The organism is Herbaspirillum sp. FG34, assembly GCF_057809315.1.
Genome location: NZ_JBMDJS010000007.1, coordinates 68,723 through 93,038 on the forward strand (window position 1 = coordinate 68,723; position 24,316 = coordinate 93,038).

Annotated in this window: 2 protein-coding genes; both read left to right on the forward strand. The window is 62.8% G+C overall.

What is annotated here, in order from left to right; all coding sequences use genetic code 11:
• Positions 1-126: 126 nt before the first annotated feature.
• Positions 127-1,887, forward strand: coding sequence for a gamma-glutamyltransferase (ggt, locus tag ACODSZ_RS10985; RefSeq protein ID WP_175342805.1), 1,761 nt, complete (start codon positions 127-129; stop codon positions 1,885-1,887).
• 635 nt (positions 1,888-2,522) lie between these two features.
• Positions 2,523-24,287, forward strand: coding sequence for an Ig-like domain-containing protein (locus ACODSZ_RS10990; RefSeq protein ID WP_488927578.1), 21,765 nt, complete (start codon positions 2,523-2,525; stop codon positions 24,285-24,287).
• The last annotated feature ends 29 nt before the right edge of the window (positions 24,288-24,316 follow it).

Genomic DNA, 24,316 nt, shown 5'->3' on the forward strand with positions numbered 1-24,316 from the left:
TTCGTCCTTGCGGCAATGCAGAAGTGCAGCAGCACGTCCTCCATGTAATGCAAAAATGCAGAGGCGGGCGACATTCTTATAAATAATATCCAGATTCTCAAATCCGGATCACCAGGAGTATCCCTCATGCAGACATTCACCGGTCTTTGCAAACCCGCCGCCATGGCGCTGCTGCCCCTGTGCGGCGCGCTGGCCTTCCTGCCGGCCAGCGCCCAGACGGCGCCCGCTGCGGCGCCCGTGGTCAAGTACGACCTGACCTATGACATCATCAGCCCGGTCCACAGCCAGCACGGCATGGTGGCCACCGAACAGGAACTGGCCACCAAGGTCGGCGTGAATATCCTCAAAAAGGGCGGCAATGCGGTTGACGCCGGTGTGGCCGTGGGCTTTGCGCTGGCTGTGGTGCTGCCCAACGCGGGCAACATCGGCGGCGGCGGTTTCATGATGATCCACGATGCCAAGACCGGCAAGAACGTCGCCCTGGACTTCCGCGAAATGGCCCCGCAGCGCGCCACCCGCAACATGTACCTGGACGACAAGGGCAACGTGGTCCCGGGCCGCTCGCTCTACACCCATCTGGCCGTGGGCGTGCCGGGCACGGTGGCGGGGCTGTCGCATGCGCTCTCCAAGTACGGCACGATGAAGCTGTCGCAGGTCATCCAGCCGGCCATCGAACTGGCCGACAAGGGTTATCCGGTCAGCCGCAGCCTGGCACTGATCCTCTCGGCCGAGCGCGAACACCTGGGCCAGTGGGATTCCTCCAAGGCGATCTTCTTCAAGGACGGCCGCCCGCTCAAGGAAGGCGAGATGCTGGTCCAAAAGGACCTGGCCAAGTCGCTGCGCCTGATCGCCAAGGAAGGTCCGAAGGCCTTCTATGACGGCGCCATCGCCAGGAAGATCGTGGCCGAGATGGACAAGCACGGCGGCCTCATCAGCGCCGAAGACCTGAAGAACTACAAGGTCGTCGAACGCGTGCCGGTCTCGGGCAACTATCGCGGCTACCAGGTCATGTCGATGCCGCCGCCGAGCTCGGGCGGTGTCCACATCATCCAGATGATGAACATCCTCGAACGCTATCCGCTCAAGCAGTACGGTGCCGACAGCGCCCAGACCATCCACCTGATGGCCGAAGCCATGAAGCTGGCCTATGCCGACCGCTCCGAATACCTGGGCGATCCGGATTTCACCAAGGTCCCGGTCAAGGGCCTGATCTCGCGCGCCTATGCCGACGAACTGGCCAAGAAGATCAACCCCGACCGCGCCACGCCCTCGGCCGAGATCAAGCCGGGCCAGCCACAACCGTATGAAAGCGACCAGACCACCCACTTCTCGGTGGCCGACAAGGACGGCAACCTGGTCGCCACGACCTACACGCTGAACCTGAACTTCGGCAGCGGCATCGTCGCCGCCGGCACTGGCATCACGCTCAACAATGAGATGGATGACTTCGCCGCCAAGCCGGGCGTGCCCAATGCGTTCGGCCTCATCGGCGGCGACGCCAATGCGGTCGGTCCCTACAAGCGCCCGCTGTCGTCGATGTCGCCCACCTTCGTGCTCAAGGACGGCAAGCCCTTCCTGGTCACCGGCAGCCCCGGCGGCAGCCGCATCATCACCACCACCCTGCAGACCATCCTCAACGTGATCGACCACGACATGAACGTGGCCGAAGCCACCATCACCCCGCGCATCCACCACCAGTGGGTGCCGGACCAGCTGCGCGTGGAAAAGGGCCTGTCGGCCGACACCCTCAAGATCCTCCAGGACAAGGGCCAGAAGATCAGCGTGCAACCTTCCATGGGCCGTACCCAGACCATCCAGATCAAGCCGGATGGTTTCGACGGCTTCTCGGACCCGCGCAATCCGGATGGCCGCACCCTGGGATTCTGATGCACTGAACCGGCCACCGAATCAGCCGCCGGATCAGGCGCTGTACCCGGCACCGAACATGGCTCCCGACTGACTGGTCGGGAGCCATTTTTTTGTCGCCATCCCGACCAGCGTCTTGCAGATCAGTGTCGGCACTCAAATAAAAATTCATCTTTTCAGTTGCTCAACTGAACCCGGTAGTCGGCAATAAAAACTTATCGTCCATCTGGCACAATAAATTTCTTCGAACTCTGGCGAATTTTCTCTCTCGGCTGTCCATCCGATTTCAAGAAACGTACGCCAATCCCTGAAATCCGCTTCCGTAGCGGCTTTCCAAGCACATCCATCTTTCACTACGCTTTGTTTTTGAATAAATTCAAAAGTAGATAAGAAATATTTCGAGACAAACATCGAAATGCTAAGAGTCGCATTTCGTTAATTTTTTGTTTTTCCCTTTTATTCCCTTGATCCCCTTATCAGGACAAATTCACGCCATCACTATGGCAGGCGTTTGTCACTGAGCACGTTATTTATCCCCTTGCGCATTCATGACGCACCGACATGGCACACCGTCCATGTCGTGCTATCGGCTTGCATTGATCGAGGAGAGCGTGCGTGACCCGATTTCGACTTGTCAATTCCTAGGGAGTACCACCATGACCATCACCGTCCTGAAGCTGTCCGACGCCGACGCCTATCTCAAAAACATCTCGATCAAGACCATCAAGGACGTGCGCGCCCTCGACGTGGACCTGATGCTGATCCTGATGAATGGCGACCGCATCATCATCAACAATGGCGCCGTCAGTGCCATGAGCGCACCGGAATCCTCCCTGCAGTTCGCCGATGGCAAGCTGCCGCTGGCCAGCGTATTCCAGCAGATCGACAAGATCGATGTCTCGCCCGAAGCCAACCTCACCGTCAGCTCCAAGGAAATCACCCGCTACAACCAGAACAACGCGAAAAACAAGAAAGCCCGCAAGGACGAGGAGGAGGACGGCGACAAGCCGGTCGTAGTCGAACCGGGAGAGCGCGACCCGGCTGTCGCTACCGACACCCATGGCAGCGGCGGCAATACCGAGCGCCCCAACTTCACGCCCACGAAATCCCCCGACAACCAGAGCCAGATCGCCGATGCCGAAATCAACTCGCAGAATGAAAAGAACTGGGGCGTGCAATGGCCCATTGCCGCCGGTGCACTGGCATTGCTGGCGGCGGCCGGCGGCGGTGGCGGTGGTGGTGGTGGCAGCAGTGGCGGCGGTGGTGGCGCTGCTAACGGCAACAGCGGCGGTGCAGGTGCTGGCGCAGGCGCTGCAGCCGGCAGCGGCGCAGGCACGGCCGATCCGTCCGCGAGCGACCTCCGGGGCAGCGTCGCGCTGGGCGCCATCCAGAATGCGAACATTACGGCCTATGACGCACTGGGCAATGCCCTGAGCGAGACCGTAGCGGTGGTCGACGGCAAGTACACCCTGAAACTCAACCGCGCCCTCTACAAGGGCCCGATGCTGCTGGTGGTGCGCGACAACACCCCGGGCCTGGCCGACAACTTCATCGATGAAGGCACCCGGCTGCAAACCGACCTGGGCACCCTGCCCCTGCGCGCGGCGGTCGTGGCCAGCGGCGGCAACCAGACCGTCAACGTCACGGCACTGACCGAACTGGCGCTGCTCAAGGCCGGCCTGGACCAGGGCGTACTGCGCCTGGCCGACCAGCCCGAAGTCAATGCGCAACGCATCATTGCCGCCAACAATGCCGTGAGCGGCTTCTTCAAGGTCGATGCCCTGGCCACCGAGGTGGTGGTCACCACGGTAGCCGCCCCCAACGGACGCACCATCGGCATCGCCAACCCGAACTTCAACAGTTCCCTGGGTACGGAGACCCAGAACTATGGTGCGGCCCTCAAGGCCATTGCCAACCTGGTACGACTGGACAAGAAGACCTACCCTGACCAGGCAACCGTGCTGGACCGCCTGTCCAAGGCCCTGCAATTCGTGGAGGAGGCCGGCGGCGCCCTGAAATGGGCCACCAACAGCAAGGGCCAGACCCTGGCCAGCGCCAGCGCCATGCAGGCGGCGCTGTTGAGCGAATCGCTCACGGCGACCCTCGAGGATCCGAACAGCAGCGGCGATGCCGTCAACACCGCCCAGCAAACTCTCGACGCGCTGCAAAACCTCCCCACCGGCACCACCGTGGCGGACTACCTGATCAGCAACCACGTCGCCATACCCAATCCGGTCATCACCATCCGCAATGCCGTGGTGGGCAATGCCAAGCCGTGGCAGACGGCACCGTTCAATGAGACCCTGGTGCTGGACCAGGGCGACTTCCTCGATGGCGACCTGCGCGTCAAGACCACGCCCAATGCCAAGGTGCAGGTGATCATCAATGGCCGTGACGTGCTGGGCCGCGAGCTCAGCATCACCCTGCCTGCTGCCCATGCCGACGGCGAGGGCAGCGCCATCCTGCACGCCGACACCGAGAGCATGGACCTGCTCTATACCCTCGACAGAGAGCACTCCGTGATCGCTCAGGTGACCGTCACCGACGGCAACAACAGCCGCACCAACCATGGCCTGTGGAGCATCAGCAGCAACGACGTGCGGGTGGACCTGAACACCCCGGCCGACATGACCCGCTTTGTCGCGCAGGATCCGCTCACGCTGGTCAGCGACAGCTTCTACAACGACCCTGCCGACCCCGGCAGATTCCCGGCAACCCAGGGCAACCAGGACGGTATCACCAAAGAGGGCAAACTGCGCATCACCCTCAACAAGGAGCTGGACAGCACGAGTGAACGTTTGCAGGTGGCCGTGGCCACCGGCCCCGACAGCAAAGGCAACCCGATCTGGGGTATCTGGCGCGAAGTGAATGCTACTTCCAAAAAAGCGCCGGCCGGCGTACAAGGCTTCATCTATGAAACCGGGCAACTGACCGAAGCCAACGGCGACGTCTGGGTCAAGGCGCGCGTCGTACAGAAGGGCCAGAAGTTCACCGGGGGCTACGGCAACGCCAATACCCTGGAGACGCCGCTGTACTTCAAGTTCGACAATGTGGCGCCGGCCACCCTGCCGCTGCGTCTGGTCAGCGGGCGCGATGACGGTATCTCCGGCAGCGACGGCATCACCGGCCAGACCGGCAGCATGCTGGAACTGGCCAGCCCGCGCGAGGCGGGCGCCGAGCTGCACTTCCAGTTGCAGGCCGGCACCGGTACCGGCAACAACGCGCTGGCCATCCGTACCAGCAATGAATCCGGAGCCCCCACCGTGCAGCCCGTCGCACCGGGCAACTGGATCACGCTCAAGGCCAATCAGAGCCTGATCATGCAGGGCGATACCAAGGAAGGCAACGGCAAGGTGGTCCTCAAGCTGCGCCACATCGATGCGGCCGGCAATTACAGTGAACACACGCAGACCTTCATCACCGACACCACCGGCACCATCGAACGGGCGGTGCTGCTGGTCCAGCGCAACAATGCCGTCCTGGCGGCCGATGCTGCCGTGACGAAGGCCAAGGCGGAATACGATGTTGCGGGCCTGAGCGAGAAGAGCGCCAAGCTAGCCGTACTGTCGGCCGCCCAGCGGGTGCAACTGGCGGCCAAGGCAGCGCATGAGAAGGCCATCATCGAGACGCGCGAAGCCCTGAGCAAGGCGGCGCCCGGAATTGGCATGCCGCTCGACGCCCTGCTGGTCGACAATATCGACTCCAGCTACCTGAGCGCCATCGTCAACCAGTTGAGCCGTGTCACCGAGGTGGACAAGATCAACCACCAGGCCGGCCTGAAAACCTTTGTCGACGAAGCCATACGCAAGGCCAGTGATGCCGTGACCAAAGCCTCCCTCTACGGCGATGGCAATATCGACAGCAACCCGGCACCGACCCATGAAGATTTCTTCCTCATGGGCATCCTCAATCTGGGCGACGCCAGGGCCGAGGCGGCCGTGGTGAATGCCTTGAAGGGCTTGTCCAAGGCCAAAACCAATACCATCGGCAAGATCCAGGCCATCACCGATGCCTACGGCAAGGTCCTGGCCCTGGCCAACGGCATCAGCGAAACCGCCGACGACAAGCTGCCGCCCCCCGCCGTATACGAAACCCTGGGCGTGTCGCCAAAGCTTGACCAGGCCGGTGCCACCATCCTGGGCAATGTGCTCGATGGCCGGGGCATTGCCGATGTCGACACCATCGACGCGCTGAACCGGGTGGCCAACTCGGCACAAAGGATTGCGCAACAGGGAGACGGGAGTCCGCCAAACCCGGCGCTGGCGGTGGAGGACTTCAAAAACCTGGGCTTGGAGGGAGTCACCAGCGAGAACCTGGATGCAATCGCCAATTCGATCGCCAATCCGCCACCCAACCTGATCGTGGGCAAGGTCGATACGCTGGCCGAAGTCGCGGTCATCATCAGGAGCAATATCGGTAGCTTGCAGATCCTGATCAACTATGCAGAGGGCAAGACGCCGATCAACGATCAGTTGCTGTCGCAGCTGGAGCCGACTGTCGATAACTACAGGCCGCCCGCCAGCACCAATCTCGGCCTGGTCGTCAATGCCGACAACCTGCACGCCATCAACAGTGCCCTGCGGGCGGTGGGCGGTACCGCGGTCAACGCATGGACGAAGGTCAATGCCATCGCCCAGTCCTACCAGCGCATCCTGAACGCAGCCGACGGCACCGGCAACAATACCGAACTGCTGCCCACGCTGGAGGACTACACCCGTGTCGGGGTCAAGGCGCTCAATGCGGTCTTCACCAATGGCAACAACACCGATACCGCAGGCCGCAGCAATGCACTGAGCCTGCTCAACGAAGTACTCGATGCCAGCCCGCGCACGCGCGTGGCGACCGTGCCCGCGCTGGAGAGCCTGGCCGGCATCGCCGCGCGCGCCGTGCGCCTGGCCAGGGAGAAGGAAACCGCCCTGAGCGCCAGCGACATCAATGAACTGCTCAAGACCACCCTGACCGAAGATCAGATGGAAGTGGTGCGCTCAGGCATCACCGGTACGCGCGATGATGGCAGCCAGGTCCGGACCATCGACAGCCTCAATGAGGTCAAACAGAAGGCCCTCGACGCCTCCGTAAAAATCAGGGCCTACGCCGACAGCAACACCAACCCCAACCCGGCACCGACCAGGACCGACTATCAGAACCTCGGCATCGTCGGCATCGACGATACATTGCACGTCACCGCCATCAACAGCGCCTTGGCGACCTCCAGGATCAATGGGGCTGCCGTGGCCAGGCCGCGTGATCTGCAAACCATTGTCGATGCCTATCTGCGCATCCTCAATGAGGCCGGAGATACCACCAACGCCGCACCCGATCCCACTGCCGCCGACTATGCCGCCATCGGCGTGGAAGTGACTCTCCCCGCCAACGCCGCGCAGTTGCTCAATTCGGTACTGCACGGCAAGACGGTCGACGACATCAACACCGTCACCAAGATCAACATCCTGGTACAGGCCGCCAACGCCATTCACGCGCTGGCCAAGGGCAAGATCGAGGCCCTGGATGCCACGCCCTTGAGTGAAGAGGCGCTGGCCCGCCTCCAGAGCCAGTTGACCACGCTGGGGGTGGGCGCGCCGCCCAGCGGCACCCTGCAGGCCGTGATCGGCGCGATCCGGCTCAGTCCTGACGGCGGCCAGGATATCGACAGTCTGGAGAAGCTGCAAAACCTCGCCACCAAGGCCCAGGATGCGCAGCTCAAGATCAACGCCTACGCCGACGACGACAGCAAGCCCGTCCCCGATGCGACTGACTATCGCGCCATGGGCGTGGACAAGATCGATGGCAGCAATCTGGCGGCCATCAATTCCACCCTGGCCAGCCCGACGGTGCAGTCAGCCCAGACCGCCAGTCCGCGCCTGGTGCAGTCCATCGTCACGGCATACGAGCACATCTTCCAGGCCGCCGATGGCACACCCGGCAATGCAGATCCCGCCCTCACCATCAACGATTACACCCTGATCGGACTGAAGGCCGATCTGCTCGCGCAGCTCAAGGAAGAGAATTCCCCCCTGCCGGGCTTGCTCAACACCCTGGTCGACGCCACCACGCGCGACAAGGTCAACACGGTGACCCTGCTCAACGACCGCGCCGAGATTGCCGCCAAGATCATCGCGCAGGTCAAGGGCAACATCGACGACGCCAGACTCACCCTGGCCGAACTGGCCCGGGTCGGCATCAGCGGCCTGCAATCCGAGCGCTTTGCCGCCGTGCTCTCGGCCCTGGCCGACAGCAACGACAATGGCGCCGACGTGATCGGCCACGTCGCCGGCCACCTGCGCCTGCAGAACCTGGCCGACAAGGCCCTTCGCGCCCAGATCCTGCTGGAGGAGTACGCCGACAACAAGGAGGATGCACCCGAACCGACCGCCAGCACCTACAAGGACATCGGCCTGAACCTGGCCGAACGCCTGTCCCAGGCGGGTTCCCTTGGCGAGGCCGCCAAAGCCCTCAACACCGCCTTGCAAACGATGACCATCACCAAGGCCCAGGTCAATCCCCCGGCCAAGCTCAGAGACATCATCGACAGCTACAAGCTGGTACTGAGCGCCGCCAATGGCCAGGCACCCGACAACGACAACGTCAGCGCCGAAGCCGCGCTACTGAACGCGGCCGTGCTCGGCAAGCTGGGCATCACCGGCTTGGACAACGCTTCGCCGGAACTGCTGACCAACGTGCAGGCGGTGATCGACGCCATGCCCCGCGAGAAGGCGCTCGATGTCGCCAACCTGCAAAAGACTGTCGACATCGTCAGCCGCATCAGCCGCCTGGCCGATGGCACCAGCGGCAACGCCACGGACAACGACCGCCTCAATTCCACCGAGGACCTGGCCGCTGCCGGCATCACGGTGGATGACGCGGTACTGGCCCGCGCCCTGGGGAGCGCTCTGGATGCGGTTCGCTTCAGCGACATCAACAGCCCCAGGAAGCTGCGCACGGTACTGGACGCCTATACCCGCATTCTGGCCGAAGCCAATGAAAGCGAACCGACCGCCACCACCACCGAGCGCAAGAACCTGGTACCCGACAGCACCCCGGACAGCGATCCGACGGCAGAACACTTCAAGACCATTGGCGTGAAGATCGCCGGCCTCACCACCGGGACGATGGGCTCGCCCACCGACCAGGCTGCGCGCCTGCACCTGCTGGATGATGTCATCAAGTACCGCTCCCGCACGGAAGTCGATAGCGTGGGCGAAATCGATGCCCTGGGCCAGGCCGTGACGCGCTTCATGGACCTGGCGGCCTCCACTGCGACCGGTGCGCCCAACAACAACGAAGCACAGGCGTGGAAAGCGGCTGCGGAAAAGCTGGGCATCTTCGGGATCGAGATCGATGCGGAAGATGGCAACCTGGTCGACGTCCTCAACGCCATCCAGGGCAAGGGCGTGGACAAGATCGACAGCATCGCCAAACTCCAGCAACTGGTCGACGAGGTCAACACCTCGCTCAAGGTCATCTCCGACTACGCCGACAACTGCAACAACCCCGCCCCCACCGTGCTCAACTATTCCCAGGCCGGTATCACCGGCCCGGGCGGCGCGGCTCTGGTCACGGCGGACAACCTGGAAGCCATCAACAATGCCATCGACAAGCTGACCCGCGCCGATGTCAGTACCCGCCGTCTCATCAAGACGGTGGTCAATGCCTACATCGCCATCCTCAACGCCGCCGATGGCAATGCGGACAACGACACCGGCGCTGCGCTCACCCCCGCGCAATACCTTGCCATCGGTGTACCGCTGAACAGCCCCGCCATCGGCCCGATGGACAATGACAAGCTGGCGCTGTTGAACAGCGTCATCGGCGCCCGCAGCAAGCCGGAGGTCAATTCTCCCGACAAGATCGAAGCGCTGGCCAGGACCGTGGCCGACCTCATCCGCACCGCCCGAGAGAGCGGCGAGGATCCGGTCGTGAATACACAGAACAGGCCATTGAGCATCGAGGGTCTCAACAAGATCGGTCTCACCGGCATCGATACGCCGGTCTTGCGCAGAGCCTTCCTGGATGCCGTCCAGTACAAGGGCAATGCGGTTGATCCGATCACCAGCGAACCCAAGAGCGACGACACACCCGCCACCCACAGCGTGGAAGGCGTCAACAGCCTGCAAAAACTGAGCCGCATCGCTAGCAGCTACAAGACCATCGTGGAACATGTCGGCAAGCCCGACACGGCCACCGCGCCGACCAGGGAGGACTACCTGGCCATTGGCGTGAAGCTGCCCGCCAACAACGAGGCCAATGCCCTGCTGCTGCTCAACAGCGCCATCGCCAGGCAGTCCAGTGCGACCAGCATCGATGGCATCGCCAAGCTCAACGAACTGGCCCTGACGGTGGACAAGCTGATGCAGGTGGCGGCCGTCAGGCCGATTGCCGACACCTACCCCGTGCAGTATCCGGACGTCTCGACTACGCCGACACTGGACCCAGAAAAGCTCACCCGCCTGGGCCTGAACGGCATGGACAGCGACAGCATCCCCCTGCTGCTGGCCAAGTTGCAGACCACCGCTGACGACGGCAGTGACGCCACCCGCATCCAGACCCTGCAAACCATGGCCGACGCTGCGGTGGCGGCCCAGCGCAAGATCGTCGACCATGCCGAGACCAATACCGGCCCCGCCCCCACGGTCGCGGACTTCACCGCGCTGGGCCTGGCGCTGCCCATCGATGGCCAGGGCAACCAGGCAGCTTACCTTGAGGCCATCAACGATGCCCTGCGCTCGCAGTCCGTTACCGGCAGCAAGGCCAGCACACCGGCGCAACTGCGAAAGATCATCGGCGCCGCGCAGCACGTCATCGATGCCGCCAACGGCATCGCCAAGGACGCGTCGCCCAAGCCCGACCGGGAAGACTTCGTGGCCCTGGGCCTGAATGAGCAAAAGCTCACTGCGGCCAGGAGTACCGGCATTTCCTTCCTGGGAGACACGATCGATGCCAGCACCATCGACAAACTCACCCACGACAGCAGCGGCGCGTCCATCCCCCTGCCCGACAGGCTGGCACAGTTGCTGGACCTGATCCAGTCGCTGATGAACACGGTGGCCGGCAATCCCGCCCGTCCGCCCTTGTCGCAAGACACCCTGAGCCAGCTGGGCGTGAGACTGGACGCCCTGACCACCGACGACAATACCGGAAAGCTCACCAACTGGCCCGCCATTCGTGCCGCCATCGCGGGCAGCGCCCCCGATGGCGCGGAAGTGGACAGCCTGCCCGAATTGCAGGCACTGGTGGAAAAGGCCGACGCCTCCCAGGAACTCCTGCGCAAGTACGCCCAGGACAATGCCGGCACCGCCCCCACGGTAGCGGACTACAAGAACATCGGCCTGGTCCACTTCCCTGCTGACAAGACCGCAGCGCGCCCGGCGCTGGTGAGCACCGACAACGTGGCCGCCATCAACGCCGCCCTGCGCACCACCAAGATCACCGGCACCCATGCCGATACGCCGGAACATCTGAAGGAAGTGGTAGACGCCTATCTCGCCATCCTGGCGCGCGCCAACGGCCCTGCTGCGGATGCAGGCACCGCCCTGACGCCCGAGCACTTCAAGCGCATCGGAGCCGACATCACGGGCGTCACTGACGACAGCACCAGCTCCACCAACACCGCCGTGCGCTCGCTGCTGGATTCGGTCATCGGCAACAAGCTCCCGGCCGACGTCGATACACCGGCCAAGATCGAACGGCTGGGCGCGCTGGTCAACAAGGTCATCGCCCAGGCCAGCACCCAACCCGGCGACAACAAGGCCGATCAGATCACCGCCGCCGAACTGGCAGAGCTGGGCATTACCGCCCCCGAAGGCAGCCTGACCGATGCCGCCAACGCGCCAGCCGTGCTGGCTGCGCTGTACGCCATCCGCTTTGGTGCCGATGACGGCACGGCAGTCGACACCTTCACCGAACTGCGCGACGTGGTCCGCAAGGCCATGATTGCCTACAAGAAGATCCAGACCTATGCGGCGCTCAACGATATCCCCGCCGGTTTCCCCAATGATGCCGACCGTCCCAATGCCGACGACTTTGAAGCCATGGGTCTGGTGGCCCCGGCCAGCGTCAAGGCCGATCTGGCCGTAGGTGCCGCCGCCAGCCTGGCGACGGCGCACATCGGCGTGGCCGATATCGACACGCCCGAGAAGTTGCTCGCCCTGCTGCGGAACTGGGACAAGCTGCTGACCCTGCCCGACGGCCAGCCCAACCAGCCGCTCACTGCCGCCATGCGCGACAACTTCAAGACCTTGCTGGCAGCCGTCGGTGCGCCGGTCGCCGCCGGCACCAGCGACGCCGCCCTCGACCTGCTGCATTCGGCGCTGGATGTGATGGGCAACACCGCCCACATGAACACCCCGGCCAAGCTGCTCGCGCTGCTGGGAACGACCCAGGCCATCACCGGTCTGGCCGGTCATCCGCAAGCGCTCTCTGCCGCTGCCCTGCCTGTGGGGCTGTCTGCGGCAGAGCTGATCAAGCTGGGCCTGCTGCCGGAAGCCGCCACCAGCACCAACGGTGCCGCCGCCTCCGTGCTGGGCGCCATTGCCGCACAGGCTGGCAGTGCCGAGGTGGACAACATGGCCGAACTGCGTCCACTGGCCACGCTCGCCCTGGCTGCCCATGCCCGCATCATCGCCTATGCCGACAACGCCACGGCACCCGCCCCCACGGCAGCCGACTACGCCGCCATCGGCCTGGTCAAGAACGATGCCGCGCGCACCCCGCTGGTCACCGCCGCCGACAACCTCGGCGCCGTCAACTCGGCCCTGGCCAGCGCGCCCATCAATGCTGCCCGTGCCGATGATCCCAGCCAGTTGAAAACCATCATCGATGCCTACCAGAACATTCTCGACTGGCGCAACGGGGGCACAACCATGCCGGTTTCCGGCGCATATGAAGCCATTGGCGTCACCATCACGAACAACAACGCCAAGACGCTGCTGGACGGCGGCGTGCGCAAACTGCCGCTGGAGAATGTGAAGCATCAGGCCAATTTGCAAAAGGCCGCCGACGTCGCCGCGCACATCGTGACCCTGGCCGATGGCGCCGACAACAGCGCCGACAACAGCCTGCCCCTGGCCGACGACTACGCCGCCCTGGGCCTGGACATGGGCCACAGCAGCCACGCGCTGGATGCCGACGGTTCGGGTGCAGCCCTGCTGGGCAGCGTGCTGGACCGCAAGTCCTGGACGGACATCGACAGCCTGGACAAGCTGCAAACCCTGGCCGATACCGTCAACAAGCTCATGGACAAGGCCGCCATCCGGACCGCACCGTCCCCCACGGCGGATGACCTCAAGGCGCTGGGCGTGGACATCTCCACCAAGACCGCGGCCCAGCAAGAGGCCATCCTGGCTGCCGTGGGCACCAGCGGCACCGATGGACAAGCCATCAAGTCCGTCCACTTGCTGGAAGAACTGGTCACCAAGGCCATCACCGCCCTGGCCAAGATCGAAGCCTATGCCGGCAGCAATACCGGCGACGTACCCACTACCGACGACTACAAGGCCATGGGCGTAGCCGATGTCGATGCCAACAACCTGGCCGCCGTCAATGCCGCCCTCGCCAGCGACAAGGTAGGCGCTGCCCAGGCCGACACCCAGCCCGAAGTCCAGGCCATCGTCGCTGCCTACCGCAAGATCCTGGCCGCTGCCGATAGCGTGCGCGAAAGCGTCGATCCGGTCGGCACCGACCTGGTGCCGACCGCCGCCGAACTGAAACGCATCGGGGTCACGCTGGAACCCAACACCCCGCCCAGCCAGATCAGCCTGCTCGCCACTGCACTGGATGCCGTGGCCCGCAACAAGGTCGATACCCCGGCCAAGATCGACATCATCAACGCCTCGGCCGCACGCCTCATCGGCGCTGCCGGCCATGCGGCCAATGCCGACTTGCTGCAACTGTCCGACTTTGAAAACCTTGGCGTGAACGGCCTGAGCGAAGACGTCATGACCTCGGTGCGCGGTCTCATCAGCACCAGCGCGGTGGAGAACATCAACACCAGCACCCGCCTGCAAACCGCCATCGACGGCCTGCTCAAGGATCTGAAACTGATCCGCAACTATGCCGACAACAAGCCCAACGAAGACGCTACCCTCGGCCCCACCGGCGTGGTACTGGAGCCTGCCGTCCACAACTACGCCAATGCCGGCGTGCAGCACGTGACCGCGACCAACCTGGTCTCCATGAACGCCGCCGTGAAGGCTCAGGGCAACGGCCAGAAGGTGGACAGCAAGCTCAAGCTGCAAGCCATTGCCGACGCCTACAACCACATCCTGCAAGCCGCCGATGGCGTGGCCGGCAACCTCGCGGCCCCGGTCACCCGTGCCGAACTGGTGACCATCGGCCTGGCCGACAACGTTCTGCCCGATCCGGACAAGGCCGACAGCACGCCGCCGCAAAAGGCCCTGGCCCGCGCCACGCTGGGCCTGCTGGTAACAGCCCTGGATGCCCAGCCTTCCGATGGCAGCACCGTCAAGACCCCGGCCCTGATCGGCGACCTGCTCGCACTGGCTGGCAAGGTGGCCCAGTTCGCGGCAACCAATACCGCCACCGCACCCACCCTGGCCGATCTGGAAAAACTCGGCGTACGCCATCTGCTGGGCCAGCAAGGTCCGATCGCGTCCACCCTGCTGCTGGTCAACGACGCCCTGGGCAGGACGCCCGCTGACGCCCTCAGTGCGCTCGACCTGGGCAAGGTGCAGACCATCGCCACCGCCGCCTACAAGCTGCGCATGCTCACCACCAATGACGGCGTGGTGGCCGACAGCCTGCGCCCGACTGCCGAAGCCCGCGACCCCAACGGCCTGCCCACAACGGGCGCGCCACTGACCCGCGCCGAACTGCTGGCACTGAGCATGCAGATCGAGGACAAGCCCGCCAACATCAAGCTGCTCAATGAAGCCCTGGACAACCAGCGCAGCTTCGGCGCCGTCTCCGATGTGACCAAGCTCAATGAGCTGAACCTGGCCGATATCGTCAATCGCGTCATGAAACTGGCCGCGCCCGATCTCGCAGCCCCGGCTGTGGTCATCACCACGGCAGAATGGGCCAAGCTGGGCATCACTTCCACCGGTACGGGCGCCGTAGTGAACGGCGATTCGCTGGCCGCCTTCGAGGCCGCACTCAAGCTGCACCAGCCCGCCGATATGGACACCCTGGCCGAATTGCGCGAGCTCGCCAGCGCCGCCCACACCGCCTTGAACAAGATCAGGGACTACGCCCAAAGCGCCGCCGATGGCGTAGTAGCACCGGCCAACAGCGCCGGCCTGCCCAGCCTGCAAGACTTCAAGGCGATTGGCGTGACCGGTGTGGAGCGCTACAGCAGCATCACCCCGGAGCGCCCCGATCAGTTGCCCGAGGGCCTCTTCGCCCTGCTCTCCAGCCTGGCCAGCGCCGCCATCGGCGGTGCCGAAGCAGCCACGCACACGCAGATCCAACAGATCGTCGACAGCTACAACAAGGTGCTGGCACTGGCCGATGGCACGGCCAACCTCGCGCCCACGGACAGCAACGCGCCCGAGGTCGCCGACTACACCCGCATCGGCAGCAACCTGGGTAGCGTCGCCACCAAGCCCGGCTACCTCACGCTGCTCAATTCGGTGATTGATCCGCTGACCGCACAGAAGATCGACACCCCCGCCGAAATCACCGCCCTGGCCGACAAGGTCAGCAAGGTGCTCGGCTACGCGGGCAGCATCAGTACCAACCCTGCCACCCCGGCCCCCGTCGCCCCGCAGCGCGACGACTTTACCGGCCTGGGCATCACCGGCCTGGAAGCCGCCGACCTGCCCGCCGTCCTGGCGCGCCTGTCGCGTATCGACAATATCGAAACAGCCGGCATCACCCGTCTGGCCGGCCTGCAAGAGATGGTCACAAAAGCCGTGCAGGCGCAAGCCAAGGTGCGCAACTATGCCGACAGCAACGCCCCTGCCGATGCGCCGACCTTGCAGGATTATCTCGACATGGGCGTCCTCATGCCGAACCGCGCCGAGGTCAACGACTACCCGGCACTGATGCTGGGCGCCCTCAACTCCACCCTGGCTGCACCGCTGGTGACCCGTGCCCAGGCCAACACACCGCAACAACTGGAGGCCATCCTCGCGCTCTATCACGGCAAGCTGCTGCCCATGGCCGATGGCCGTAGCAACACCACGCCCGACAAGCTGCTGACCGTGGCCGATCTGGACCTGCTGGGCGTGAACACCACCCAGCTCCAGCTCACCGACGCCAAGCACCTGCGTCTGTTCAACGACATGGTGGACAACATGCCCGATGCCGCCAGCGTGTCCAACGTCAGCCACCTGAATGTGCTGGCCGCACGCGCCGCCAAGATCATCGCCATCGCCGACCAGGCGCCGGGTGATTTGGTGGCCGATGCCAACAAGTTCAGCGTCGAGGATTACCGCTACTTCCTCGGTCAGAACGCCGCCCTCCAGCCGCTGGACGAGGTGGCGATCACCTACGCCCTGCAAAGCAAGACCAGCGGCGATGTGCTGGCCATCCAGACCACCAAGGATCTGATGGTGCAAGCTCCCCCGGCTTACGCCAAGATCCGCAACTATGCCGATGGAGTGGGCGCAGCACCCGCCCCGAGCGGTGCCGACTACAGCACCCTGGGCATCAGCGACGTGCGCGAGGTGACGGTTACCAACAAGCCGGCCAATCTCGCCGCCCTGCATGCGGTACTGGAGCTGCCGGCCATCAACGCGGCCAGCGTCAATCCACCGGGCAGGCTGCAAGCCATCGTCAACAGCTACAACAAGCTGCTCGCCCAGGCCAATGGCACGCCCGCCGATACTGCCGCGGACAACCTGGCCGGCTTGCAGGACTTCAAGAACATCGGCATCAACATGGTCAGGCTCGAAGCCATGAGCAGCGAGCAATCCGGCAACGCCATCCAGCTGCTCAGTTCCATCATCGACAGCCGTGGCGCGGCCGACATCGATACCCCGGCCAAGATCCAGAACTTCGCCACCCTGGCCGAGAAAGTTGCACTTTTGGTCAAAGGCGACCGCAGCCAGCCCTTGAGCGTGGCCGACTTCACCGCCCTGAACATTCCGGGCGTGAGGGACAGCAACATCGAACAGGTGCGCAACAAGATCGATGGCCTGCGCGACAATGGCCTGGACAGCAACACCTGGTCCAAGGTGGCCGATGCCGTCTTCACCGTCACCAACGTGCCGAGCCTGAATCCGGTCACCGCAGACAACATCATCAACAAGGCCGAACGGGAAGCTGGCGTCACCCTTACCGGCACGGCTGGCCGTGAGGATACGGTCACGCTGCGCTTTGAGGATGGCAGCGTCATGAAGTCCGGCATTGTCACCGTCGACTCACGCAACGGTACCAATCTGTGGAACTGGAGCTATACCCTGACGGAAGCCGACTGGAGCAAGCTCGGCGCGACAGGCGCCAACAACGTCAGGAAGAGCATCACCCTGCAATCGCACAACATTCCCAAGAATACGGACTCGATCCATGTCCCCGGAGAATTCTTCATCGACACCGTCGTCCCGTCCTTCAGCAGCCCGATCCGCCTGGAGGTGGACAGCGGTGACGCGGGTGACCGCATCACCAACAACGGCAAGATCATCGTCCCCGCGCCCGAGCACGGCGTGAACTGGAGCTACCAGATCGACAGCGGCGAGTTCCAGAACGGCAGCGGCAACAGCTTCGTGGTGCCGGAGGGTCAGCACACGGTCACCGTGCGCCAGACTGATGTCGCAGGCAACAGCACCAACGAGACCCTGATGGTAACGGTTGATACCATCCCGCCGACCAAGTCCACCGTCGCGCTCAAGGACGATACCGGCGACCTGCCAAACGACTTCATCACCCGCACGGGCGTGGTCAAGGTCACCGGCCTCGAACCGGGCGTGAAGTGGCAGCACCGCAGCGGCATCAACGGTAACTGGACCGATCACGGACTGGCCGGACCGGTCGACAGCGAGCACACCGTGGACCTGTCTGCCGGTGCCGATGGCCAGCGCCGCATCGAGGTACGGCAGATCGACGCTGCGGACAACAGAGGCCCGATCAGTGACGAACTGGTCTTCACACTGGACCGCACCGGCCCAGCGCTCACGCTGCAACTGGCGCAAGATACCGGCACCGCTGGCGACGGCATTACCTACAATGGCACGGTGCAGGTCAATGGTCTGGAAGCCGGGCGCGCCTGGGCTTACCAGATCGATGGCGATGAATGGATCGAGGTCAGCGGCAGTGCAAGCCTGAACACCGTGGCAGTCCCCGGCCAGAAAACCCGCGGCACGGACGGCCTCAGAAAGGTCCGCGTCAAGCAGACCGATGTTGCCGGTAACGAAACCGTGAGCAGCGAATTGTCATTCACGCTGGACACCATCGATCCCGTCTTCACTACCGAAATCAGGTTGCAGCAAGACACCGGCATCAGGGGCAACGATGGCATCACCAGCAATGGCAAGATCATCGTTCCGGCGCCGGAAGCCGGGGCTACCTGGAGCTACCGCATCGATAACGGCAGCTTCCAGAACGGCGGCAGCAGCAACAGCTTCGACGTCCCCGAAGGCCGCCATGACGTCACCGTGCGCATGACCGATGTGGCGGGCAACGTCAGCGAGCAGAACAAGAACTTTACCGTGGACACCCGTCCACCCGTCGCGCCCACGCTGAGCCTGGTCAACGACACCGGCGACGCGGGCAACACTGACCGCATCACCAGCAATGGCAACGTGCGCGTCACCGGACTGGAACCCGGCGCCACCTGGAAATACAAGATCGGTGCCAGCACCTACCTGCCCGGCAGCGATACCAACATCATCGATGCCGCTGCCGGTTCGGACGGTGAACGTCAGGTCAGCGTGATCCAGATCGATGAAGCAGGTAACGAAAGCCCCGCCGCCGAACTGAACTTCACCGTGGATCGCATCGGCCCCTCGCTGGTCTTGAGCCTGCTCAACAAGACCGGCAGCACGGCAGCGGCCATCACCCGCGATGGCACCGTCAAGGTCGAGGGACTGGAAGCAGGCCGCAGCTGGCAATACCAGATCGGTGAAGGCGCATGGCAGAACGGCAGCGGCACGACCTTTGTGGTGCCCGGTGCCAATGCCAGCGGTGGCAGCGATGGCGTGAAGAAGGTGCGCGTCCGTCAGACCGATGTGGCAGGCAATGAGAGCATCACGCCGCAATTTGAATTCACCCTCGATACCACTGCACCCATCAAGCCGGTGCTGGCGCTGGTGCGCGATACCGCTGGCGTGGCGGGCAGCAGCGTGATCACGCTCGACACCGACAAGATCACCAGCGATGGCCGCGTGCGTATCAGCAATGTCGAAGCCGGTAGCAAGGTGGAATATTCCCTCAACAACACCGACTGGCTCGTGCTCACGGGTGACACCCTCACCCTCACTGGTGATGGCAGCAAGCGGGTCTGGATGCGGCAGACGGACGTGGCTGGCAATGTCAGCGTTGTCAGCGACAGGTTCGATTTCACGCTGGACACCGTTGCCACCAAGCCCAGCGTGCGGCTGGTCAATGACACTGGCGACACGCGCTTGCCGGGTGTCGCTACCGACAAGCTCACCCGTGACGGCACGGTGGAAGTGCTGGGACTGGAACCCGGCGCCACATGGCAATACAAGCTCGATGACGGCAACTGGCAAAACGGCAGCACCACTACGTTCACCCTGGGCGGCAGCGATGGCGCCAAGCGCATGGTGGTGCGCCAGACGGACAAGGCGGGCAATGCCAGCGCCGAGAGCGAGGCGCTTGAGTTCATCCTTGACCGCATCGCACCGGTCGCGCCCACGCTGAGCAAAGTCGCGGCTGTGCTCTCTGGCGGAAAAACCTATTCCAAGGACAGAAGCTTCACCGTTTCCGGGCTGGAAGCGGATGGCCTGGCCGAATACCGGCTTGGGGAAGGTGCCTGGGTCCACTTCACGGGAAATTCCTTCACCTTGCCTGCAACCCAGGCGGATGGGGAGTATCGCGTTTCCGTCAGGCAGAGCGACAAGGCGGGCAATGTCAGCCCCAATGCGGAAGTCACTTTTACGTTGGACACCACGGCTCCGACCAGGGCAGTCCTCTCCAACGACGGCATCAGGACCTTCGCCGGCGACAGCGGGCGCTATAGCAAGGACCGCAAGATCAACGTTACGGGCCTGGACAACTCTGCCACGAAGCGCGAATACGAGATCGGCGGCAATGGCAGCTGGATCGAGTTCTCAGGCGACAGCTTCAACATCACCGGCAACGATGGCGAAAAAAGCATCGTGGTACGCCAGACCGATGCCGTAGGCAACGAGAGCCTCAGCACGCCATTCCGTTTCACGCTGGACACGACCCCGCCAACAGCAAGGCCCGAGGTCACGTTGGAGAAGGACACCGGTCGCAACGCCCATGACAAGAACACCAACAATGGCAAGGTCAAGATCAGCATCACGAACCTCGAGGCCGGGGGAAGCTGGGAATGGAGTAGCGACAACGGCGCCAACTGGAACGGCGGCCCCGCCCTCATCAACAACCGTGCAGAGATTTCGCTGACAGGCGACGGCAGAAAGCTCTTCAAGGTCAGGGTGTTGGATCGCTTGGGCAATCCAAGCGATGCCATCAAGGTCACCGACAATACCGGCACGCTGATAGATGCCAACGTACTCGATTTCACGCTGGATACGACGGTGAACCATCCGACTTTCGCCCTGACAGGACAGGACAGGGGGGCTGCGAAGTTTACTTACAGTGGCACCGATGCAGAACCCAACGCCACCATCGCGATCAAGAGCGGCACGCTCACGCTGGGCACAACCACCGCCTCGGCCACCGGCGTATGGAGTATGGAAGTGCGGGGCACCTTGCGGGTGAGCGGATTGTTCCAGGCCGATGGACGCAGCAGTAATGCCAACGGCATCTACACGCTGGTCACAGCCGCCGAAGCTGTACGTCTTTCCAGCATCAATGCCTTCAGCAATGACTTCGTTACCACGGGCACACCCCTGCTCAATACCAACCGAGAGGTGTACAGCATGACCAGGGGCGCCCAGACCTGGTACGTCTGGGCGCCCCTCAACGGCGACTTCATCATCTCCCGTACCACCGACAGTGATGAGTGGTACCAGGGATCCATTACGACCGACCTCGGCACGACGGCCCTGTATCCAAACAAGGTGACCAACTGGAAGGCCAACAGCGGCATTGCTTCGTATCTGCTAACGCAGCAACTGATCAACAACGGCATGACTGCGAACAGCCGACGACTTGAAGGTGTCGATGTGTACCGGGCACTCGGGAACGAGAACAACGGTACAGTTTACGCACAGCAAACGGATGTCGCCGGCAATATCACCTCGGACAAGGACGCGGTGACCAGCGCAGCGCCTATGTCGACAACGTTGGCGATTGCTGGTGTTGACCTGGATAATCTCAAGGAAGGGGTTCAAACATCCGCATCGAGCATCGTGGGGACCTCCACCATGGCGTTAGGAATCTTGGGGGTAGGAACCGCATTCGCGCCAGCCGCAGATGCATACACTACCGGTCAAGTCTATAAAATTAAAGTGAATTTCGGCGGGGGTGGGCTGGATGTTGTCAATGACAAGCTCCTGCTGCACAGCGAAATGGCGCTCAATCATTCTTGGAGTGCATCGGGCGTCTCCTTCGGCACAGCGACTAATCTGCGTTTCAACTACGACGCTAACACTCGGACCTTGATCATCGACAATGCCACTGGTGCCGCATTCGCGTCGAACGATGTACTCGACCCAATTATCCGTAGCATCAGACTGAAAAACGTCTTCGCTACACCAGGTGATCGCACCATGACGGTCAGCTTGGCGGATGCTTCCAATATCGACAGCCTCCCGGCCACTGCCACACTGTCGGTCAGTAACGATGCATTGTGGATCGACCTTGATCCTGTCACAGCAGATACGCAATTCAGCTCCACCCGCTATGTCACTTCGGCATCGAACCTGGTCAGTGGCGTAGCCTTTGACAACCAGATTGCCGCACCCACTGCCACCAACATCCGTGGACTGGAAGTCAAGTTCTCGGGTGCAGGTCTGGATATCGCCAATGACAAGCTGAAACTCGATATCACGTCGAACCTGGCTGGTCTCATCAATAAGGACCTGGATCATACGTGGAGCGTACTAGATGAGAGAGGCTTCGCTGGCGTCTCGAGTCTGCACTCTCGCTTCGAATCGAGCACTCTTACTCTCACCATCCAGAAAATAGCAGGCACGGCGTTATCCGGCGCAGAAGTCAAGTCCCTCGTCGAAGCACTGGCCTTGACCAACACCGCTGCCAAGGATGGCGAACGCGTGGCCGAATTGCGCCTGTTCCTGGCCAACGGCACAAGGGGCACAGCCTCTACAACCCGCCTGATCCTTGATACCCAGGCCCCGGTACTGGACCTGGACGCCGACACGGCCGGTCTCCAGACCAGCGGCACCACGACTGTTCGCGCCACCAGCATGAACGCAGGCACCGGGCTGTTCGTCAAGAACGTGGCAGTGGCATCCGCCTCCGACATTCAAAGTATCAAGCTGGAATACACGGGACATGCCACCGAAAGACTGCTGGAATCCTTCGGCACAACGAACGCACTCGGCACCATTCCCTTAAGTACGGACCGCAGTGGAACCGTGGACGTCAATGGAATCTCACGGTTGAGCTACACATTGAGAACGATCTCTACCGGCAAGGAATTAAGCCTGAGCAAGAGCTCCGGCGAGGCGCTCAACAGCATCGAAACCAAGACCGTCCTGGATGCACTGCGTTTCAGGAGCGCCTCGACCGATTTCTCGGATCGGCTCTTCAAGCTGACCTTGACTGACATGGCGGGCAACAACAGTACGCAGGTGCAATCCACCTTGAGCATCGATAACCGCCCCCTTCCCACGCTCACGGCCAGCGCGCTCACCACCGGCAACCAGATCAGCTTCGGCATGCTGACCCTGGCCGAGGGTCTGAGAGATAGCAACAACAATACGCGCAATAGCGTCAGTCTTCCGCTCCCGGCAGGCTTCACTGCCGACACGTTCCTGACCGCGCTCAAAGGCATTGCCAGCGATTGGGGCGGCCTTGCCATCACGGGTGCGACCAACTCTTATGACAGCAAATATCGCAGCTACACCACCCTGGACAGGGCGCCGCTGGCCGGTAGTGAATTTAAAGTCGCTCACCAGTCGCACAGCTTCATCAAGGGAGCAGACGTGAAGTTCACCAATGAAAACGGTGTATTGAAGCTATACCACCAGCGGGCCTTCAACGCTGATGCTGACATGTTCATTTTCACCGGACCGGCCGGTGCATCCATCACCGGCGGAAGCTACTACGACATGGGCAACATCCGTCTGCTCTACCAGACCACCAGCGCCAATGGCGACAGCACACCCACGATCGCCGTCACCTATGACCGCGCCAAGGTAAGCGTGGGCGACGTGATTGCGCTGTACGAGGGCAACAAGGTGCTGGCCAGCAGGACGCTCGATAGCACCGATGCAGGAGGGACGGGTAACGCTACGCTGAACCTCAAGGTCAACACCAGCCTGGCCAAGGGTGAGCATGTCATCGTGAGCAAGTACACCTCGACTACGGGTGCCACGTCAACGGCGACGGCGCTCACGGTCAACGTCAGCGCAGAGATGAAAGTACCGCTCCTGAGCGACCTCAAGGTCAAGGCTTCCTATGATGCGGATGCCAAGGCCAAGGCCGTTCTGCTGGGTGGCGACAGCTACACCTCCATCACCGATCCCGGCATCAGCCCGACGGCGGGCGTCTATGACAAGGGCTTGATCTTCACCGGCCGCATCAATACGGAAGGGCTGGACGGCAAGCAAAAGTATCTGGTGTCCATCAGCATGGGGGGCAAGACTCTGGGCTTCGACATCTTCGAGCTCCAGTCCACCAGCGACCCAAGCACCAGCAGCTTCACCTTGCAGGCCGCGTCCAACGTGCTCGCCCCGGGCGTCTATCGTGACCTGTCGGTCACGGTCACCAACGTGACCGAAGGCAGCATCTACAACGGCCAGACCTCGGCCATCAAGGATGCGGCGCTGGGCTGGTTCTGGGCTACGAAAATCATGGGTGACATCCACGGTGGCAATGGCAACGACGGGATCATCCTGAGCCCGACACCGACCGGCACTACGCCCACGGTAACCACAGGTGCCGGTGCTGACACGCTGATACTGGGTTCCTTCGGAAAAAGCGGGAACTTCAGCGCTACGGTGACCGATTTCCAACTGGGCCTGGACAAGGTACAGGTGGCGGGACAGACCATCACGACAGCCAACCTGAACAACTTCGTCAGAAGCATCGCCGCCAGCCCCGATAGGCGCAGTACCACGCTGACAGTGGATCTGGACGGGCCGGGCACAGATAACCAGACCTATACGCTGACGCTGAATAACGTGCGCTACGACCCGGCCAATACGCAGACGATTTTTGGCATCTGATCGACCGCTTCCCTGGTCCCCCACGGGCC

Bases quoted from the DNA above. Each gene is read 5' to 3' on its own strand.
- ACODSZ_RS10990 (WP_488927578.1), top strand. From the start codon at position 2,523: ATGACCATCACCGTCCTGAAGCTGTCCGACGCCGACGCCTATCTCAAA.
- ggt (WP_175342805.1), top strand. From the start codon at position 127: ATGCAGACATTCACCGGTCTTTGCAAACCCGCCGCCATGGCGCTGCTG.